13 protein-coding genes are annotated in these 14960 nt (G+C 70.7%); 10 read left to right on the top strand and 3 right to left on the bottom strand.

The features are described from left to right. Nucleotides 1-6: 6 nt before the first annotated feature. Both CP970_RS40140 and CP970_RS40135 read right to left on the bottom strand, forming a co-directional pair. Nucleotides 7-651: a response regulator gene (locus tag CP970_RS40140; RefSeq protein WP_055555337.1), complete on the bottom strand. Its 645-nt coding sequence runs from the start codon at nucleotides 649-651 to the stop codon at nucleotides 7-9. After that, complete coding sequence (locus tag CP970_RS40135; RefSeq protein WP_055555334.1) at nucleotides 639-1916, bottom strand: sensor histidine kinase; 1278 nt, start codon at nucleotides 1914-1916, stop codon at nucleotides 639-641. The genes CP970_RS40140 and CP970_RS40135 overlap by 13 nt, the downstream gene beginning before the upstream one ends. 178 nt (nucleotides 1917-2094) lie before the next feature. Between CP970_RS40135 and CP970_RS40130 the strand changes: the two genes are divergently transcribed. Further along, complete coding sequence (locus tag CP970_RS40130) at nucleotides 2095-2493, top strand: hypothetical protein (protein WP_055555332.1); 399 nt, start codon at nucleotides 2095-2097, stop codon at nucleotides 2491-2493. Between the two features lie 28 nt (nucleotides 2494-2521). Here CP970_RS40130 and CP970_RS40125 read toward each other — a convergent pair whose 3' ends face one another. Further along, nucleotides 2522-2944: a secondary thiamine-phosphate synthase enzyme YjbQ gene (locus tag CP970_RS40125; protein ID WP_055555329.1), complete on the bottom strand. Its 423-nt coding sequence runs from the start codon at nucleotides 2942-2944 to the stop codon at nucleotides 2522-2524. 122 nt (nucleotides 2945-3066) lie between these two features. Between CP970_RS40125 and CP970_RS46075 the strand changes: the two genes are divergently transcribed. The 9 genes from CP970_RS46075 to CP970_RS40085 all read left to right on the top strand — a co-directional run bounded on the left by CP970_RS46075 (nucleotide 3067) and on the right by CP970_RS40085 (nucleotide 14955). Beyond that, complete coding sequence (locus CP970_RS46075) at nucleotides 3067-3150, top strand: putative leader peptide (RefSeq protein ID WP_355809829.1); 84 nt, start codon at nucleotides 3067-3069, stop codon at nucleotides 3148-3150. 169 nt (nucleotides 3151-3319) lie between these two features. Next, a complete protein-coding gene (locus tag CP970_RS40120) occupies nucleotides 3320-4273 on the top strand; it encodes an ABC transporter permease (protein ID WP_055555327.1) in 954 nt (317 codons plus the stop codon). Beyond that, nucleotides 4246-5082 (top strand): ABC transporter ATP-binding protein, encoded by an 837-nt coding sequence (locus CP970_RS40115; RefSeq protein WP_224058975.1) that lies wholly within the window; start codon nucleotides 4246-4248, stop codon nucleotides 5080-5082. The genes CP970_RS40120 and CP970_RS40115 overlap by 28 nt, the downstream gene beginning before the upstream one ends. Nucleotides 5083-5160: 78 nt before the next feature. After that, entirely contained in the window at nucleotides 5161-6207 is a 1047-nt protein-coding gene (locus CP970_RS40110) for an ABC transporter substrate-binding protein (protein WP_055554239.1), read from the top strand. 2 nt (nucleotides 6208-6209) lie between these two features. After that, nucleotides 6210-7418, top strand: coding sequence for an LLM class flavin-dependent oxidoreductase (locus CP970_RS40105; RefSeq protein WP_055554229.1), 1209 nt, complete (start codon nucleotides 6210-6212; stop codon nucleotides 7416-7418). A 351-nt stretch (nucleotides 7419-7769) separates the two neighbouring features. Then, nucleotides 7770-8921, top strand: coding sequence for an ATP-grasp domain-containing protein (locus tag CP970_RS40100; protein WP_317987177.1), 1152 nt, complete (start codon nucleotides 7770-7772; stop codon nucleotides 8919-8921). 307 nt (nucleotides 8922-9228) lie between these two features. Then, nucleotides 9229-11967 (top strand): non-ribosomal peptide synthetase, encoded by a 2739-nt coding sequence (locus CP970_RS40095; protein ID WP_055554234.1) that lies wholly within the window; start codon nucleotides 9229-9231, stop codon nucleotides 11965-11967. Between the two features lie 13 nt (nucleotides 11968-11980). Beyond that, nucleotides 11981-12961 carry an NAD-dependent epimerase/dehydratase family protein gene (locus CP970_RS40090; RefSeq protein WP_055554237.1) on the top strand — a complete coding sequence of 327 codons (981 nt, stop codon included), beginning with the start codon at nucleotides 11981-11983 and terminating at the stop codon, nucleotides 12959-12961. Between the two features lie 8 nt (nucleotides 12962-12969). Further along, nucleotides 12970-14955 carry a pyridoxal phosphate-dependent aminotransferase gene (locus tag CP970_RS40085; protein ID WP_150494587.1) on the top strand — a complete coding sequence of 662 codons (1986 nt, stop codon included), beginning with the start codon at nucleotides 12970-12972 and terminating at the stop codon, nucleotides 14953-14955. The last annotated feature ends 5 nt before the right edge of the window (nucleotides 14956-14960 follow it).

Below are 14960 nucleotides of genomic sequence, written 5' to 3'. Positions count from 1 at the left end.
TCAGCGTCAGGCCCTGCCCAGGTACCGCAGCACCGCGAGCACCCGCCGATGGTCCGTGTCCGTGATCGGGAGGTCCAGTTTGGCGAGGATGTTGTTGATGTGTTTGGCCACCGCGCTCTCGCTGACGACCAGTTCCGCGGCGATCCCCGCGTTCGAGCGGCCCTCGGCCATCAGGGCGAGTACGTCGCGTTCGCGCGGGGTGAGGCGGTCGAGCGGGTCGTCGCTCCGGCGCAGGATGAGCTGCGAGACGACCTGCGGGTCCAGGGCCGTGCCGCCCGCGGCGACCCGGCGCAGGGCCTCGATGAACTCCTCGACGTCGGCGACCCGTTGCTTGAGGAGGTAGCCGACCCCTCCGGCGTGCGTGGCCAGGAGGTCCGCGGCGTAGCGCTCCTCGACGTACTGCGAGAGCAGCAGGACCGCGGTGTCCGGCCACTGCTGCCGGATCATGAGGGCCGCGCGTACGCCCTCGTCGGTGAAGCCGGGCGGCATCCGCACGTCGACGACCGCGATGTCGGGGCGGTGTTCGTCGACCGCCGCCAACAGCCCCTCGGCGTCGCCCACTTCGGCCGCCACCTCGAACCCGGCGGCCTGCAGGACCTTCACCACCCCGATCCGCAGCAGCAGCGAGTCCTCGGCGATCACAGCACGCACGGCAGCTCCACGGTCACGACGGTCGGGCCCCCTCGGGGGCTGCTGATCGAGAACGTCCCGTCGACGGAGGCCACACGCCGCCGCAGGCCGTCGAGTCCACTGCCCCCGGCCGGATCAGCGCCGCCCACGCCGTCGTCGGAGACGATCACCTGAAGTATGCCGCCCGAGCGGACCACGCTCACCTCTGCCCCCTCCGCCCCGGCGTGCTTGGTGACGTTGGCGAGGGCCTCGGAGACGACGAAATAGGCGACGGCCTCCACGGCGGGCGCGGGCCGCTCCTCCAGGGACACCGTGAGTCTGACGGGCAGCGGGGCGCGCGCCGCGATCCCGGACAGGGCCGCGTCCAGGCCCCGGTCCTCCAGGACGGCGGGGTGCAGCCCCCGTACGAGCAGCTGGATCTCCTCGATGGCGGCCTTGGCCTCGCGGTGCGCCTCGTCGATGACCTGGCGCGCTTCGGGCGCCAGATCGGTGAGCGTGGCGCGGGCCAGGCCCAGGTTGACCGCGAGCGAGACGAGGCGCTGCTGGGCGCCGTCGTGCAGGTCCCGCTCGATGCGGCGCCGCTCGGCGTCGGCGGCGGCCACGGTCTCGGCGCGCCGCTCCGCGAGGTCCTCGACACGCCGCTCCAGCTCCTCGGCACGACTTGGGCCCAACAGCCTTGTGACGACGGGCTGTTCGACGCGAATCAGCGCGTTGAAGGTGCGCGGAGCAATCAAGAGGCCTACGACACCCACGATCATGAGGAAGGCGATCTGGGTGGAGTAGCCGGCGTACGCGTCCCGCCACGGGTCGGGCAGCGCCCACTCCCAGGCGTAGACCGTGGCGGCGGCGACCGAACCCACCAGCAGGGTCAGCACCGCCGCCTCGGCGATGCCCATCACGATCCCGGCGAGGAAATGGTGCGCGGCCTGGCGCCAGTACGGCCGCGAGCGCATCCGCAGCCAGCCGCGCACCAGGCCGTACCCCCCGCGGAGCGGCGGGACGCGCGGGATCTCCGCGTCCCGCACGTACGCCGCGAAGCGCAGCCGGTGCAGCCAGGCGGCCGGGACCACCGAAGCCAGGCCGAGCGCCAGGGGGACGAGGGCGCCCCCGGGAGCGTAGAAGAGCATCAGCCAGAACCACACCCACAGCAGGAACGCGGTTCCGTGCAGCAGCACGCCGGTGGCGAGGAAGGCGATCCGCGCGCCCAGGAGTCGCCGGGCGCGGCGCAGGGGTTCCTTCAGCGGGCGGCCCAGTGCGCCGAGCAGTGCACGGGTTGTGTGGATCATGCGTACGACGGTATCCGCCCAGGTCGGGCGTGGGCCATGCGGCCAGGGTCCGGGTCGGGGGTAACGCTAGTGCCACCCCAAGTCGGAAAGCAGCGTTACTGATCTTGGCCGCCGTTCCGCGAAGCCTTGGCCGTGAGCCCGAAACCCGGGTCCACGACACCGGAAGGCGCCGCCCGCGATGACCCTCATCACTCTCACCTCTCGTACGGATACGGCCACTTGGAATCGCTGGCAGGGGCGGCTGCTCGTCGGAGCCGGAGCGGTCCTGCTGCCGTGGATGGCCTACCTGGCCGCGACCCTTCCGCCCGAGCAGGCCGTCGCGTGGATAGCCCTCGACACCCTGGAGGCGGCCGCGCTGATCACGGCGGGCCGCTCGCTGCTGCGGGGCGACGGTCGGCACCGCACGGCCGCCGCGGGGGCGGCGCTGTGCCTCCTCGCCGACGCGACGGCGGACCTGCTGACGTCGGCGCCGGGCGCGGAGTTCGCGCAGGCGGTGGCGATGGCGGTGGCGGCGGAGCTGCCGCTGGCAGCGCTGTGCGGAGGGCTTGCGATGGGGCGGCGGGGGCGCGCCCGGTAGTCCTGCGCGGTCTTCAGTCTTCAGGCCACTAGCCCAGGAACGACAACCGGACCTGCCGCTGTGGGTTGTCCCGGTTCGTGTCGACCAGGCACACCGACTGCCAGGTGCCGAGTTCCAGGCTGCCGCCCACGACCGGCAGCGTCGCGTGGGGCGGGACAAGGGCGGGCAGGACGTGGTCGCGGCCGTGGCCCGGGCTGCCGTGGCGGTGTTGCCAGCGGTCGTCGGCGGGGAGCAGCGTGTGCAGCGCGGCGAGGAGGTCGTCGTCGCTGCCCGCGCCCGTCTCCAGGACGGCGATGCCCGCCGTGGCGTGCGGGACGAAGACGTTGAGGAGGCCGTCGCGGCCTGCCGCCGCTTCCCGCAGGAAGCGCTCGCAGTCCTGGGTGAGGTCGACGACCGTCTCGGCCGAGCCGGTGGCGATGTGCAGGACCCGGGTGGTGAAGGCATCGGACATGGGTCCATCCTCCCTCACGACAGCCGCTGATCGCCGACGGCACCATCCGATCACTGATATGTGACGTCCGCCTTTCGAGACGGCATTGACCCTGCGTACGCGATCTGGCTACGTTCTGCGGCATGTTGCGTTCAGCCTTGCTCACCACGCGCGGTCACATCGACCTGCTGCGGGTGGCCTCCTCCGCGTGTCGTCGCGGCTGCTGACGCCCTCTCACTCGCTCTCCCCTTACTCTCCCCACCGCCCGGCCGGTCCGCCGCCGTTCTCCGCCGCTCCCGCGTGATCTCCGTGTGCGCTCGCCCGGCACGCGCGCCCGAGCGCCGCTGACGCACGCCGTCCCGGACCGGTCACCCCTCCCCCTGCCGTGGAGCCCCCATGAGCATCAGCCATGCCCCGCCGCATGACTCGGCCGACATTTCCGGTATATCCAAGAAACAGGACCCCGACAGCGGGACCGGCCCCGCGTCGGATTCGGCATCGGTGTCGCCATCGAAACCGGGGTCGACAGCCGCATCGGCACCAGGACCCGAACTCGAACCCCTCGTCCCCGCCTCGAGCCGCCGCACCTTCGTCCCCCGCTGGCTGCGCCGCACCTCAGGCCCGCTCCTGCTGCTCGCCCTGTGGCAAGTCCTCAGCTCCACGGGCGCGTTGACGGCCGACGTACTCGCCTCGCCCGGCACCATCGCGCGCCTCGCGGGCGACATGGTCGCCGACGGATCGCTGCCTTCCGCCATGGGCGTCTCGCTGCGGCGCGTCGCCGTCGGGCTGCTGTTCGGCACCGTCGTCGGCACCGCGCTCGCCCTGGTCTCCGGGCTCTTCCGGATCGGCGAGGACCTCGTGGACGCCAGTGTGCAGATGCTGCGGACCGTGCCGTTCGTGGGGCTCATCCCCCTGTTCATCATCTGGTTCGGCATCGGTGAGGCGCCCAAGGTCGCCATCATCACGCTGGGCGTCTCCTTCCCCCTCTACCTCAACGTGTACGCCGGAATCCGTGGCGTCGACTCCCAACTGATCGAGGCCGGGGAGGCGCTCGGGCTCTCGCGCTGGGGGCTCGTGCGGCACGTCATCCTGCCGGGGGCGCTGCCCGGCGCCATGACCGGGCTGCGCTACTCGCTGGGCATCGCCTGGCTGGCCCTGGTCTTCGCGGAACAGGTCAACGCCGACGCCGGCATCGGCTTCGTGATGGTCCAGGCACGTGACTTCCTGCGCACCGACGTGATCGTCGTCTGCCTGATCGTCTACGCCTTCCTCGGCCTGATCGCCGATTTCATCGTCCGCACCCTCGAAAGGCTGCTGCTGCAATGGCGACCGACGTTCACCGGCCGGTGACCACCCCGGCGGCCACCGCCCCCGCGGGATCCACCCGCTCCGCCGTGCGCGTCGAGGGCCTGACCCGCTCCTTCGACGGGCGCGCCGTGATCGACCGGCTCCACCTCGACGTCAGGCCCGGCGAGTTCGTGGCCCTGCTCGGACGCAGCGGCTGCGGCAAGTCGACGCTCCTTCGCATCCTCGCCGGGCTGGACCGCGACATCGAGGGCACCGTCCTCGTACCGCGCCGCAAGGCCGTCGCCTTCCAGTCGCCGCGGCTGATGCCGTGGAAGCGGGTGTGGCGCAACGTGCTGCTCGGCCTGCCGGGCAAGCCCCGACGCGACGTCGCGGAGCAGGCGTTGACCGAGGTCGGCCTCAAGCACCGCACGAACGCCTGGCCCAAGACGCTCTCCGGCGGCGAGGCCCAGCGCGCCTCGCTGGCCCGCGCGCTGGTGCGCGAGCCCGATCTGCTCCTGCTCGACGAGCCGTTCGGCGCGCTCGACGCGCTGACCCGGATCAAGGCGCAGCGCCTCGTCGACGAGCTGTGGCAGCGCCGCGGCTGCGCGGTGCTCCTGGTCACGCATGACGTCGAGGAGGCCGTCCTGCTCGCCGACCGGGTGCTCGTCATGGACGAGGGCGTCATCGCGTACGAGAGGGAGATCGATCTCGACCGGCCGCGCGGGATCGCCGACCCCCGGTTCGCCGAGATCCGCGCGGAGCTGCTGCGGCGGCTCGGCGTGGAGGGACCCGACGACGCCGACCCGGCGGGCGGGACCGGCACCGCCGAGACCACCGAAACCGCCGAAACCCCTGCTCACACCGCCACCTGAATGCCCGTCACGCCCGCCACGCCCCTCACGCCCCTCACGCCCCTCACGCCCCTCACGAACGGATCGCACACCACAGCCATGCGACGACCACGCCTCGCCCCAGCCGCCCTGCTCCTCCCCCTGGCCCTGCTGCTCGCCGCCTGCACCGGCACCTCGTCCGCCGACACCTCATCGGGCGGCGCCGGTGGCTCCGTCGACGGCAAGGGGTCGCTGACCCTCAACGTCGGTGATCAGAGGGGAGGTTCGGAAGCGGTACTGCGCGCGGCCGGGGAGCTCGACGACCTCACGTACAAGATCCACTGGTCGACCTTCACCTCCGGACCCCCGCTGCTCGAAGCGATCAACGCCAAGGCCGTCGACCTCGGCGCGGTGGGCAACACGCCGCCCGTCTTCGCCGCGGGCGCCAACTCGAAGATCTCCGTGATCGCGGCGAGCCACGGCACGGCGAACGGCGAGGCGATCCTCGTCCCGAACGGCTCGCCCCTGAAGCGCACGGAGGACCTCAAGGGCAAGTCGGTCGCGGTGGCGCAGGGTTCGTCGGCGCACTACCAGCTCGTCGCCTCCCTCGAGAAGGCCGGGCTCGACTTCACGGACATCAAGGTCAAGTACCTGCAACCCGCCGACGCGCTCGCCGCCTTCACCGGCGGCAAGGTGGACGCCTGGGCCGTCTGGGATCCCTACACCTCGCAGATCCTGCAGCCCAAGAAGGGCCGCGTCCTGACCGACGGCGAGGGCGTGGTGAACGGGATCAGCTTCCAGGTGGCGGCGCCCGGCGCGCTCGGCGACAAGAAGAAGTCCGCGGCCATCGACGACTACCTGAAGCGGCTGCGCAGGGCCCAGGCCTGGGTCTACAAGCACCCGGAGGAGTGGGCGAAGGTCTGGGCGAAGGACACGGGCCTGCCGTACGAGGTCGCCCTCGCGTCGGTCAAGCGCAGCAACGGCACCCGCGTCCCCGTCGCCGTGGACAAGAACGTGGTCAGCACCGAGCAGGACATCGCCGACACCTTCACCGATCTGACGCTGATCCCGCGCCGCATCGACTTCGGCGACTTCGTCGACACCCGCTTCAACGGCGGTCTGCCGCCCTCCACCACCCCGCCGCGCACGTACCCCGAGGAGAACTGACGATGACCGTCCACCTGCACTGGTTCCTGCCGACCGGCGGCGACGGCCGCACCCTCGTCGACCGGCACGCCTACACCGACGGCGGCATCACGCGCTCCCGCGTCACCCCGGTCAGCGGTGTGCGGGCGCCCGACATCGAGTATCTCGCCCAGATCGCCAAGGCCGCCGAGCAGTTGGGCTTCGAGGCGGTGCTCACGCCGACCGGGACGTGGTGCGAGGACGCGTGGCTGACGACGGTCGCGCTCGCCCAGCACACCGAGCGGCTCAAGTTCCTGGTGGCGTTCCGCCCCGGCGTCATCTCCCCGGTGCTCGCCGCGCAGATGGCGGCGACCTACCAGCGCATCACGCGCGGACGGCTGCTCCTGAACGTGGTCACGGGCGGCGACTCGACCGAACAGCGCCGGTTCGGCGACCACTTGGACCACGACCGCCGCTACTCCCGCACCGACGAGTTCCTCTCGGTCGTACGCGGGGTGTGGAGCGGGCTGCCGTTCGACTTCGGCGGCGAGCACTACCAGATCGACGGCGGTCTCACCGCGCTGCCGCCCGACCCGCTGCCGGAGATCTTCTTCGGCGGTTCGTCGGCGGCCGCGGGGCCCGTCGCGGCGCGGCACAGCGATGTCTATCTGACCTGGGGCGAGCCGCCGGAGCAGGTCAAGCGGAAGATCGACTGGATCCGCGGGCTCGCCGAGCGCGAAGGGCGCACGGTCCGCTTCGGCATCCGACTGCACACGATCTCGCGCGACTCGTCGGCCGAGGCGTGGGCGACCGCGAACCGGCTGCTCGACGACCTCGACCCGGACACCATCGCGGCCGCGCAGGAGGCGCTCGGCCGCAGCGAGTCGGTCGGCCAGCAGCGGATGCTCGCGCTGCACGGCGGCTCGCGGGACGAGCTGGAGATCGCGCCCAACCTGTGGGCGGGCGTGGGCCTCGTGCGCGGCGGCGCGGGCACGGCGCTCGTCGGCAGTCACGCGGACGTCGCCGACCGCATCGAGGAGTATCACGCCCTGGGCGTGGACCACTTCGTGCTGTCCGGCTATCCGCATCTGGAGGAGGCGTACTGGTTCGGCGAGGGCGTGATCCCCGACCTGGCGCGGCGCGGCCTGCTCGCGCGCATTCCGGCCTCGCCCCTGGCCGGGGTGCCCGCGGCGAACGGCCGTCCCGCGTCCGCTCCCGGCGGCGCGCCGCTGCTGGTGGCCGGCGGACGCTGAGACCGGCGGCCCCGGGCGGGCGGTGCGTCCGCCCGGGGCCTGACCGAGGCCGGGCCGGGCCTGGTCGATATTCCCCATGTACCGCCATGCGGGAACAGCATGGCGAATACACCGTGATGAGCGGAAACGCCGTATACGAATACGAACCCCGTCATCACAAAGCGTAATTTGTGACCCAGCTCACACCAACAGCTGTAAAAGATCTTGATTATGCATATCCACATCCCTGTTTCCCTGTGACACGATGCCAATGCGTTGGCACTGACCGCCCCACTCGGGTGGTAGCAGTACGGCAAGTGGCTTCTCCAAAGTTTTTGCTAGCCGTAATTCGGGGGAACAAGAATGCCCGCAATGATTGTCATCGGTTACCGGGACGACCTTGATCTTGCAGTACGGAAAAGGGGATTGACCCCTTTCTATATCGTGCCGCAGTCCGCAGCACCTCCCCAGGGCATCGACTTCACCGCCGTATCCGATATAGAAAATGCCCACGAACTTCTGCGCGCGGTACTCGCGGCGCAAATCGATGACGTCGCAGGAGTCCTCAGCTGCCATGAAATGGGCGTCTTCGGGGCCGCCTATCTGAGACAACAGCTCAATCTTCCAGGGAACCCGGACTCACACAGAGTTCTCCATTTCCGGGACAAGTACCTCCAGAAGAACGGCCTGCCGCCCCACATCCGGCGGGCACACTGCCGGTACGTGCCGAGCGGCACCGCGTTCGAGGAGCTCACCACCGAGCTCGGCGACACCTTCGTCATCAAACCGGCGAACGGAGGCGGCTCCCTTCGTACGACGATCGTGCGCTCTCCGGAGGATTACGAGCAGGCCCTGAGCCCGTTCCCCGACCGCTCGGACGTCGCGGTCGTCGCCGAATCCTTCATCGACGCCCCGGAGATCTACGTCGACGGCGTCTGGGGCGAAGGGGGCCTGCGGTGGTGGACGCTGGTGGGCTATCACGCCTCGCCCCTCAGCGCCGCGCAGGGCGGCATCATGGCCGCGTACATCCTGGACAGGAGACTGCACGCGGCGCTGTACGAGCAGGCGGAGGCACTGGCCACGGACGCGCTGTCGAGCCTCGAAGCGCCCGACTGCGTCTTCCACCTCGAAATGTTCCAGGAAGCCGAAGGACTGACGTTCGGCGAATGTGCGCTGCGCCTACCCGGCGGCCTTTCCCCGCGTTGCGACGAACTGACGTACGGCGTCAACCTCTTTGACGTCGAGATCAGCCTGGCGCTCGGCGAAGGGGTTCCGCCGCTCGATGCCGACCCGAACCCCGAGCGCTTCCATGCGCATATCCTTTTGCGCCCTTCGAGCAGAGGCACGGCGACTCAGGCCGATTTCGAGCACGCCTTCCAGCTCGACGAGATCTCCTATCCCTCGACGCCGGACGCCCGCGTGGGTCCCTACGGGATGGTCGGCTACGCGATCGTCTCCGACCCGGACGAGGCGACGCTGCGGAAGAAGATCGAGGAAATCGTGAGATTCAACGAGGTCTGCTGAGAAGGCCGCGTTCCTGACGCCGGTTTCTTCCGGCGTCTCTGACCCTTCCGACGTCTCCGGCGCCTCCCGCCCGATTTTGGAACCGAGCCGTACCCGGCCCGCGCCGCATTTCATTCTGCCGCCTCGCGCGCCCCATGTATGCAGGGCATCTGGGTGATGCCAGGTGACCGGCGGAGAGCCCACGGGCACGTCCACGGAATTCACCTGACGTCACACCCATCTCCTTTAATTCGCCCAATTTTCCGCCCCCTTCTTCTTACTCATTCGAGTTCTCTCTCCATTTTTCCGATCGGAGGTCTTCGCCCCCATGCCGGATCACCGTTCCCTTTCCACGCTTCCGCACCTGCTGGAGAGCGCGGCCCGCGACACCTCGCGTGGCATCACGTTCATCGGCGGTTCCTTCCTGACCTACGCCGAGCTCCAGGAGTGCGCGGGACGGATCGCTCAAGGGCTGCACGACCGCGGCACCGCCCCTGGCGACCGGGTCCTGATCGTCGCCGATGAACCCGAGACCTTCTTCCGCGCCTTCTGGGGATGTCTCATCGCCGGGCTCGTCCCTTGCCCCGTCGCGCCGCCCGCCGACCCGTCCCGCTGGACGGCTCAACTGGAGTACCTGCGCGAGCTGTTGGGCGATCCCCTGGTGCTCGTGTCCAAGGCGTCCCACGCCGACCTGCCCGATGTCGGACTGCGGACGGCGACGGTGGACGAGCTGAGCCACGCCGCGCCCGCGCATGTCCGGATCCCCGCGGCGGCGCCCGACGACCTCGCCCTGCTGATGCTCACCTCCGGCTCCACCGGATCGAGCAAGGCGGTCAGGCTCACCCACGCCAATCTGCTCGCGGCACAGGCCGGGAAGGCCGGTGCGCTCGAACTGGGGCCCGCCGACACGATATTGAACTGGATATCGACCGATCACATCGCCGCGATCGAGGCGCATCTGCTGCCGATGCTGAACGGCGCCGACCAGGTCATGACGGTTCCGGCGACCGTGCTCGCCGACCCCGTGGAGTTCCTCAGGCTGCTCACGACGCACCGCGTCAAGGTGACCTTCACCCCCAACTTCCTGTTCGGGCAGATCAATCAGGCGCTCGCGCAGCGGCCCCCCGCTCAGCGGGAGGTGGACCTGTCGCAGGTGCGGCACGTCATCTCCGGCGGCGAGGCCACGGTGACCGCGACCGTGCGGGAGTTCCTGGCCAACCTCGCCCCGTACGGGCTGCGCGGCGATGTGATCGTCCCCGCCTTCGGGATGACGGAGACCTGCGCGGGCAGCGTGTTCAACCGGGACTTCGCCACCCGCGACCAGGGCACCGAGTTCCCGCCGCTGGGGCGCCCCGTCCAGGGCCTGCGCATCCGCGTCGCCGACGAGAGCGGCACCGTCCTGGCCTCCACCGACCGGCCCGGGGTCACCGAACCCGGCGAGGTGCAGCTGCACGGCACGATGGTCACCGCCGGGTACTTCGCCAACGAACGCGCCACCACCCAGGCGTTCACCGCCGACGGCTGGTTCCGCACCGGCGACCTGGGACAGCTCGACGCCGACGGGCGGCTGATGCTGGTCGGGCGTACCAAGGACTCCATCATCGTCAACGGCGTCAACTACTACAGCCACGATCTGGAGACCGTCCTGGACGAGCTGGGCGAGGTGCGGCGCGGGCAGGTCGCGGCCTTCCCCGTCCGGCCCGAGGGCGCCGACTCCGAGCAGCTCGCCATCGCCTTCGTGCCCGAGGGCGACCTCGCCGACGACACGGCCGTGTACCAGGCGATCGTGGCGATCCGCAGCTCCACGGTCATGCACTGGGGCTTCCGCCCGCACCTCGTCCTGCCGGTCACCGTCCCGGACATCCCGCGCGGCAACCTCGGCAAGGTCCAGCGGACCCGGCTGCGCACCGCCGTCGAGAACGGCGCCCTCGACGGGGCGGCCCGCCGCGCGGACGAGGTGAGCACGCGGTTCCTCGGCGGGTACGTGGCACCGGAGGGCACCACGGAGACCGCGCTCGCCGCCATCTACGCCCGCGCGCTCAACATCGCAAAGGTCCCGGCAACCGTCAGCTTCTTCGACCTCGGCGGCACCTCGCTCGATGTGCTGCGGCTCAAGCTGGAGATCCAGAACGAGTTCGGCATCGAGGACGTGCCCATGTCGACTCTCCTTCAGGCACCGTCAGTTCGAGAGCTGGCCGGACGGCTCACCGGCGGCCGGGGCACGGGCGGCGACGCGGCGTACGATCCGCTCGTGCCGCTGCAGGTCACCGGCGAGGGCACACCGCTGTTCTGCGTGCACCCGGGCCTCGGCGAGGTCCTCGTGTTCATCAACCTCGCCAAGTACTTCACCGGGGAGCGGCCGTTCTACGCGCTGCGGGCCCGCGGGTTCGGGCAGGGCGAGACCCACTTCGCGTCCTTCGACGAGATGGTCGCCACCTATGTGGCGGCGATCCGCCGGGCGCAGCCCCACGGTCCCTATGCCGTCGCCGGGTACTCCTACGGCGGCGCGGTCGCCTTCGAGATCGGCAAACAGCTGGAGGCCGACGGCGACGAGGTCAAGTTCGTCGGTGTGTTCAATCTGCCGCCGAGCATCTCGGGCCGCATGAACGAGATCACGTTCACCGCGGGTGCGATCAACCTCGCGCTGTTCCTCGAACTGATCGACGCGGCCGACATCCCGGAGCTCACCGCCCGTCTGGACCCGCTGCCCGAGGCCGACCAACTGGCTCGGCTGATCGACCAGGCACCGAAGCGGCGCCTGACCGAACTGGACCTGACCATCGAGCGGTTCACCGCCTGGGTGCACCTGGCACAGAGCATGGTGCACCTCGGCCGTGACTACGAACCCTCGGGGTCCGTCGGACAGGCGCACGTGTTCTACTGCACCCCGCTGAAGGGCACCAAGCAGGAGTGGCTGGACAACCAGCTGCGCCACTGGGACGACTTCACCCGGCGCCCCACCACGTTCATCGAGGTCGAGGGCGAGCACTACACGCTGATGAGCCCGCAGCACGTACAGACCTTCCAGACGACACTGCGCCGCGAACTGGCCCGTGCGCTCGGCTAAGGACGGAAAAGGCATGCAAGGCAAGAAGATTCTGCTGACCGGTGGTACGGGCCAGGTCGCGCGGCCCGTCGCCGAGGCGCTCGCCGCCGACAACGAGGTGTGGTGCCTGGGCCGGTTCGGCGACCTGGCCGCGCGCAAGTCGCTGGAGGAGCGCGGCGCCCACACCTTCACCTGGGACATGGCCGCCGGTGATCTGACGGACCTGCCGGACGACTTCACCCACGTGCTGCACTCCGCGGTGCACCGGGGCGACGGCACGGACTTCGACGAGACGGCCCGTGTCAACGCGGCGGGCACCGCCCAGTTGATGACGCACTGCGCCACCGCGGAGGCGTTCCTGTACGTGTCGTCGGGAGTCGTCTACAACCGGGCCGACCGCACCCATCGTTACCGCGAGAGCGACCCGCTGGGCGGTGCGGCACCCTGGCTGCCGACGTACCCGATCGCGAAGCTGTCCGCGGAGGGCGTGGTGCGGGGCCTGAGCGAGGCGCTCGGGCTGCCCGCGGTGATAGCCCGCCTCAACATCGCCTACGGCGTGCACGGCCATGGCGGCGTACCCATGATCCTCTTCAACCAGATGCGGGCGGGCCGCCCCTGCGCGGTGCCGCGCGAGGGACAGAACTACTGCAACCTCCTGCACGTCGACGACCTCGTCCGCCAGGTGCCGCTGCTGTGGGGCGCGGCGCAGGCGCCCGCGCGCGTGCTCAACTGGGGCGGCGACGAAGAGGTCGGCATGACCGACCTCCTCGCGTACATGTCCGAGCTCACCGGCGTGCCGGTCCAGCTCGACCGCGGCGACCTCAGCCGGGAGACGGCCGTCTTCGACCACGAGGCCCGCCGCGCGCTGATCGGCGACTGCGCCGTCGGCTGGCGGGCCGGGATCGCCCGCACCATGGCCGAGCTGTTCGAGGAGTACCGCGACCGCATCGACGCGTACGTCACCGCGCACAGCATCGGGACGTCCGCCAACCAGCCCGTCGGCGAACGGGGTTAGGGATCAGCATGCGCAGGCCCATCGACATCGACGCGCTCCAGCAGGTGCTGTGCGCCGCTCTCGGCACCGACGCACCGGTCTGCACCCCGGCCCAACTGGGCGTGGACATCGCCGCGTTGACCGCGGCGGACATCGCGGTGGCCGACCGGCCCACCCTCGTCGGCGGCGCGGCACCGTACGCCCCGACCACTCCCGCCCCCACACCCCAGGCCCTCGACGCGCTGATCGAGCGCGCGCGCTCCCTCGGCGTCAGCCAACTCCTCGTACCGCATGTGAGGCGCACCGACGACCCCGGTGCGCTGCGGGACGCGGGCTTCGTCCCCGTCACCGCCGACAGCGAGTGTGTCGTACGGCTGACCGAGGACGTGGACGATCTGCTGCGCGGCCGCGTCGGGGCCGACCGGCTCCGCGAACTCCGCGCACTCCATGAGGCGGTGTCCCAGGACTTCACCTGGGAGCGGATCCGCTTGAGCGAGCTGAGCGCGCACGGCTGGGCGCGGGAGGCCTTCGTCGCGCTCCATCGGCAGGCCGCCGAGCGGGACGGGCACGGCCGGACTCCGTACAACGCCGACGCTCTCGACGCACTGGCCCAGGGCGCTCCCGCGGACCGCACCGAGCTGCTCGTGCGCCGTCGCGAGGAGGTCGCGGACGCCCAGGACGCCGTCGTCCAGGTCGCGATCCTGGTGCGGTCCCACACCGGGCGCGGAACCTACCACCTCGCCGGGGCCGTCGGTCTCGACGATCCCGGCGCGCGCCGGAACCTCGAAGACGCCACCCTGTACCGGCTCTGCCTCGACGCGCGGAGCTCCGGCCTGGCATGGGTCCACCTCGGTTCCGGGGACGCCGAGCGCAAGCGGGGCCTGGGCGCCGATCTGTTCATCCCCCTCGACCACTGGCTGCGCGCCCCGGACCTACCGCCCACCGTCGAGGAGGGGGACGGGTCCGCCCTGTCACGCTTCGCGACCGGACCCGTCGCCGCGGTCCCCGTCCCCGGCCCCGCCCGCTTCCGCCGCCAGCCGCGCTTCGACACGATCGACCTGTCGAGCAACACCAACCCGTTCCTCGGCGCCGACGCCCTCTACCCCCATCTCGACACCACCGAACTCGCCAGGACGTACCTGGCGGCGATCGCGGAGCTGCCGGGCCACCAGGGTGTCGACACGCTGAGCCCGGAGCACGTGCTGTTCTCCAGCGGGTCGGTCGACGGCGTCATGCTGCTGCTCGCGGCGCTGGCATCGCCCGGCGAGACCGTCTGCGTCACGCCGCCGACCTTCCCGCTCTACGCCCACTTCGCCCGCGTCCTGCGCCTGCCCGTCGTCGACGCCCCACTGCGCGGCGACGACCTCCGCGAACTCGACGTGGCGGCGATCCTGGCCGCGGAGCCACGGGTGACGTTCCTGTGCGACCCGAACAACCCCGTCGGCACCCGGCTCGACCGGGCACAGGTGCTCGACCTGGTGACGCGCACGCGCGGCATCGTGGTGATCGACGAGGCGTACGCCGAGTTCAGCGACACCCCTTCGTACGCCGGTCTGGTCGCGGCGCACGACAACCTCATCGTGCTCAGGACCCTCTCGAAGGCGTGGGGGCTCGCGGGCGCGCGCTGCGGGATCGCGCTGGCCCGACCCGGTCTCATCGACGCGCTACGACGGGTGCAGGTGCCCTTCGGGTTCACCGACGCGTCCCAGCGGGCCGCGCGGCACCGGCTGACCAACCGCGAAGAGGCGCTCGGCAGCGTCCGGCGCATCCGCGCCGAGCGCGACCGGATGGCCTCGGCCCTCGCCGAACACCCCTCGGTGGAGCGGGTGTTCCCCTCAGAGACCAACTTCCTCCTCGTCCGACTGCACAAGCACGAACAGGTGATGGCACGGTTCGCCGCCGCGGGGATCGTCGTCGCCGACACCGGATTCGTCATTCCCGCCACCTGCCGCATCTCGATCGGCGACCCCCGCGCGAACGACACGCTGCTCGCCGCGCTCTCGTCCGTGCTGTGAGGACC

The sequence above is a fragment of the Streptomyces kanamyceticus genome, from assembly GCF_008704495.1.
In the GTDB taxonomy this organism is placed as follows: Bacteria; Actinomycetota; Actinomycetes; order Streptomycetales; family Streptomycetaceae; genus Streptomyces; species Streptomyces kanamyceticus.
This window is presented reverse-complemented; position numbering and strand designations above follow the sequence as displayed.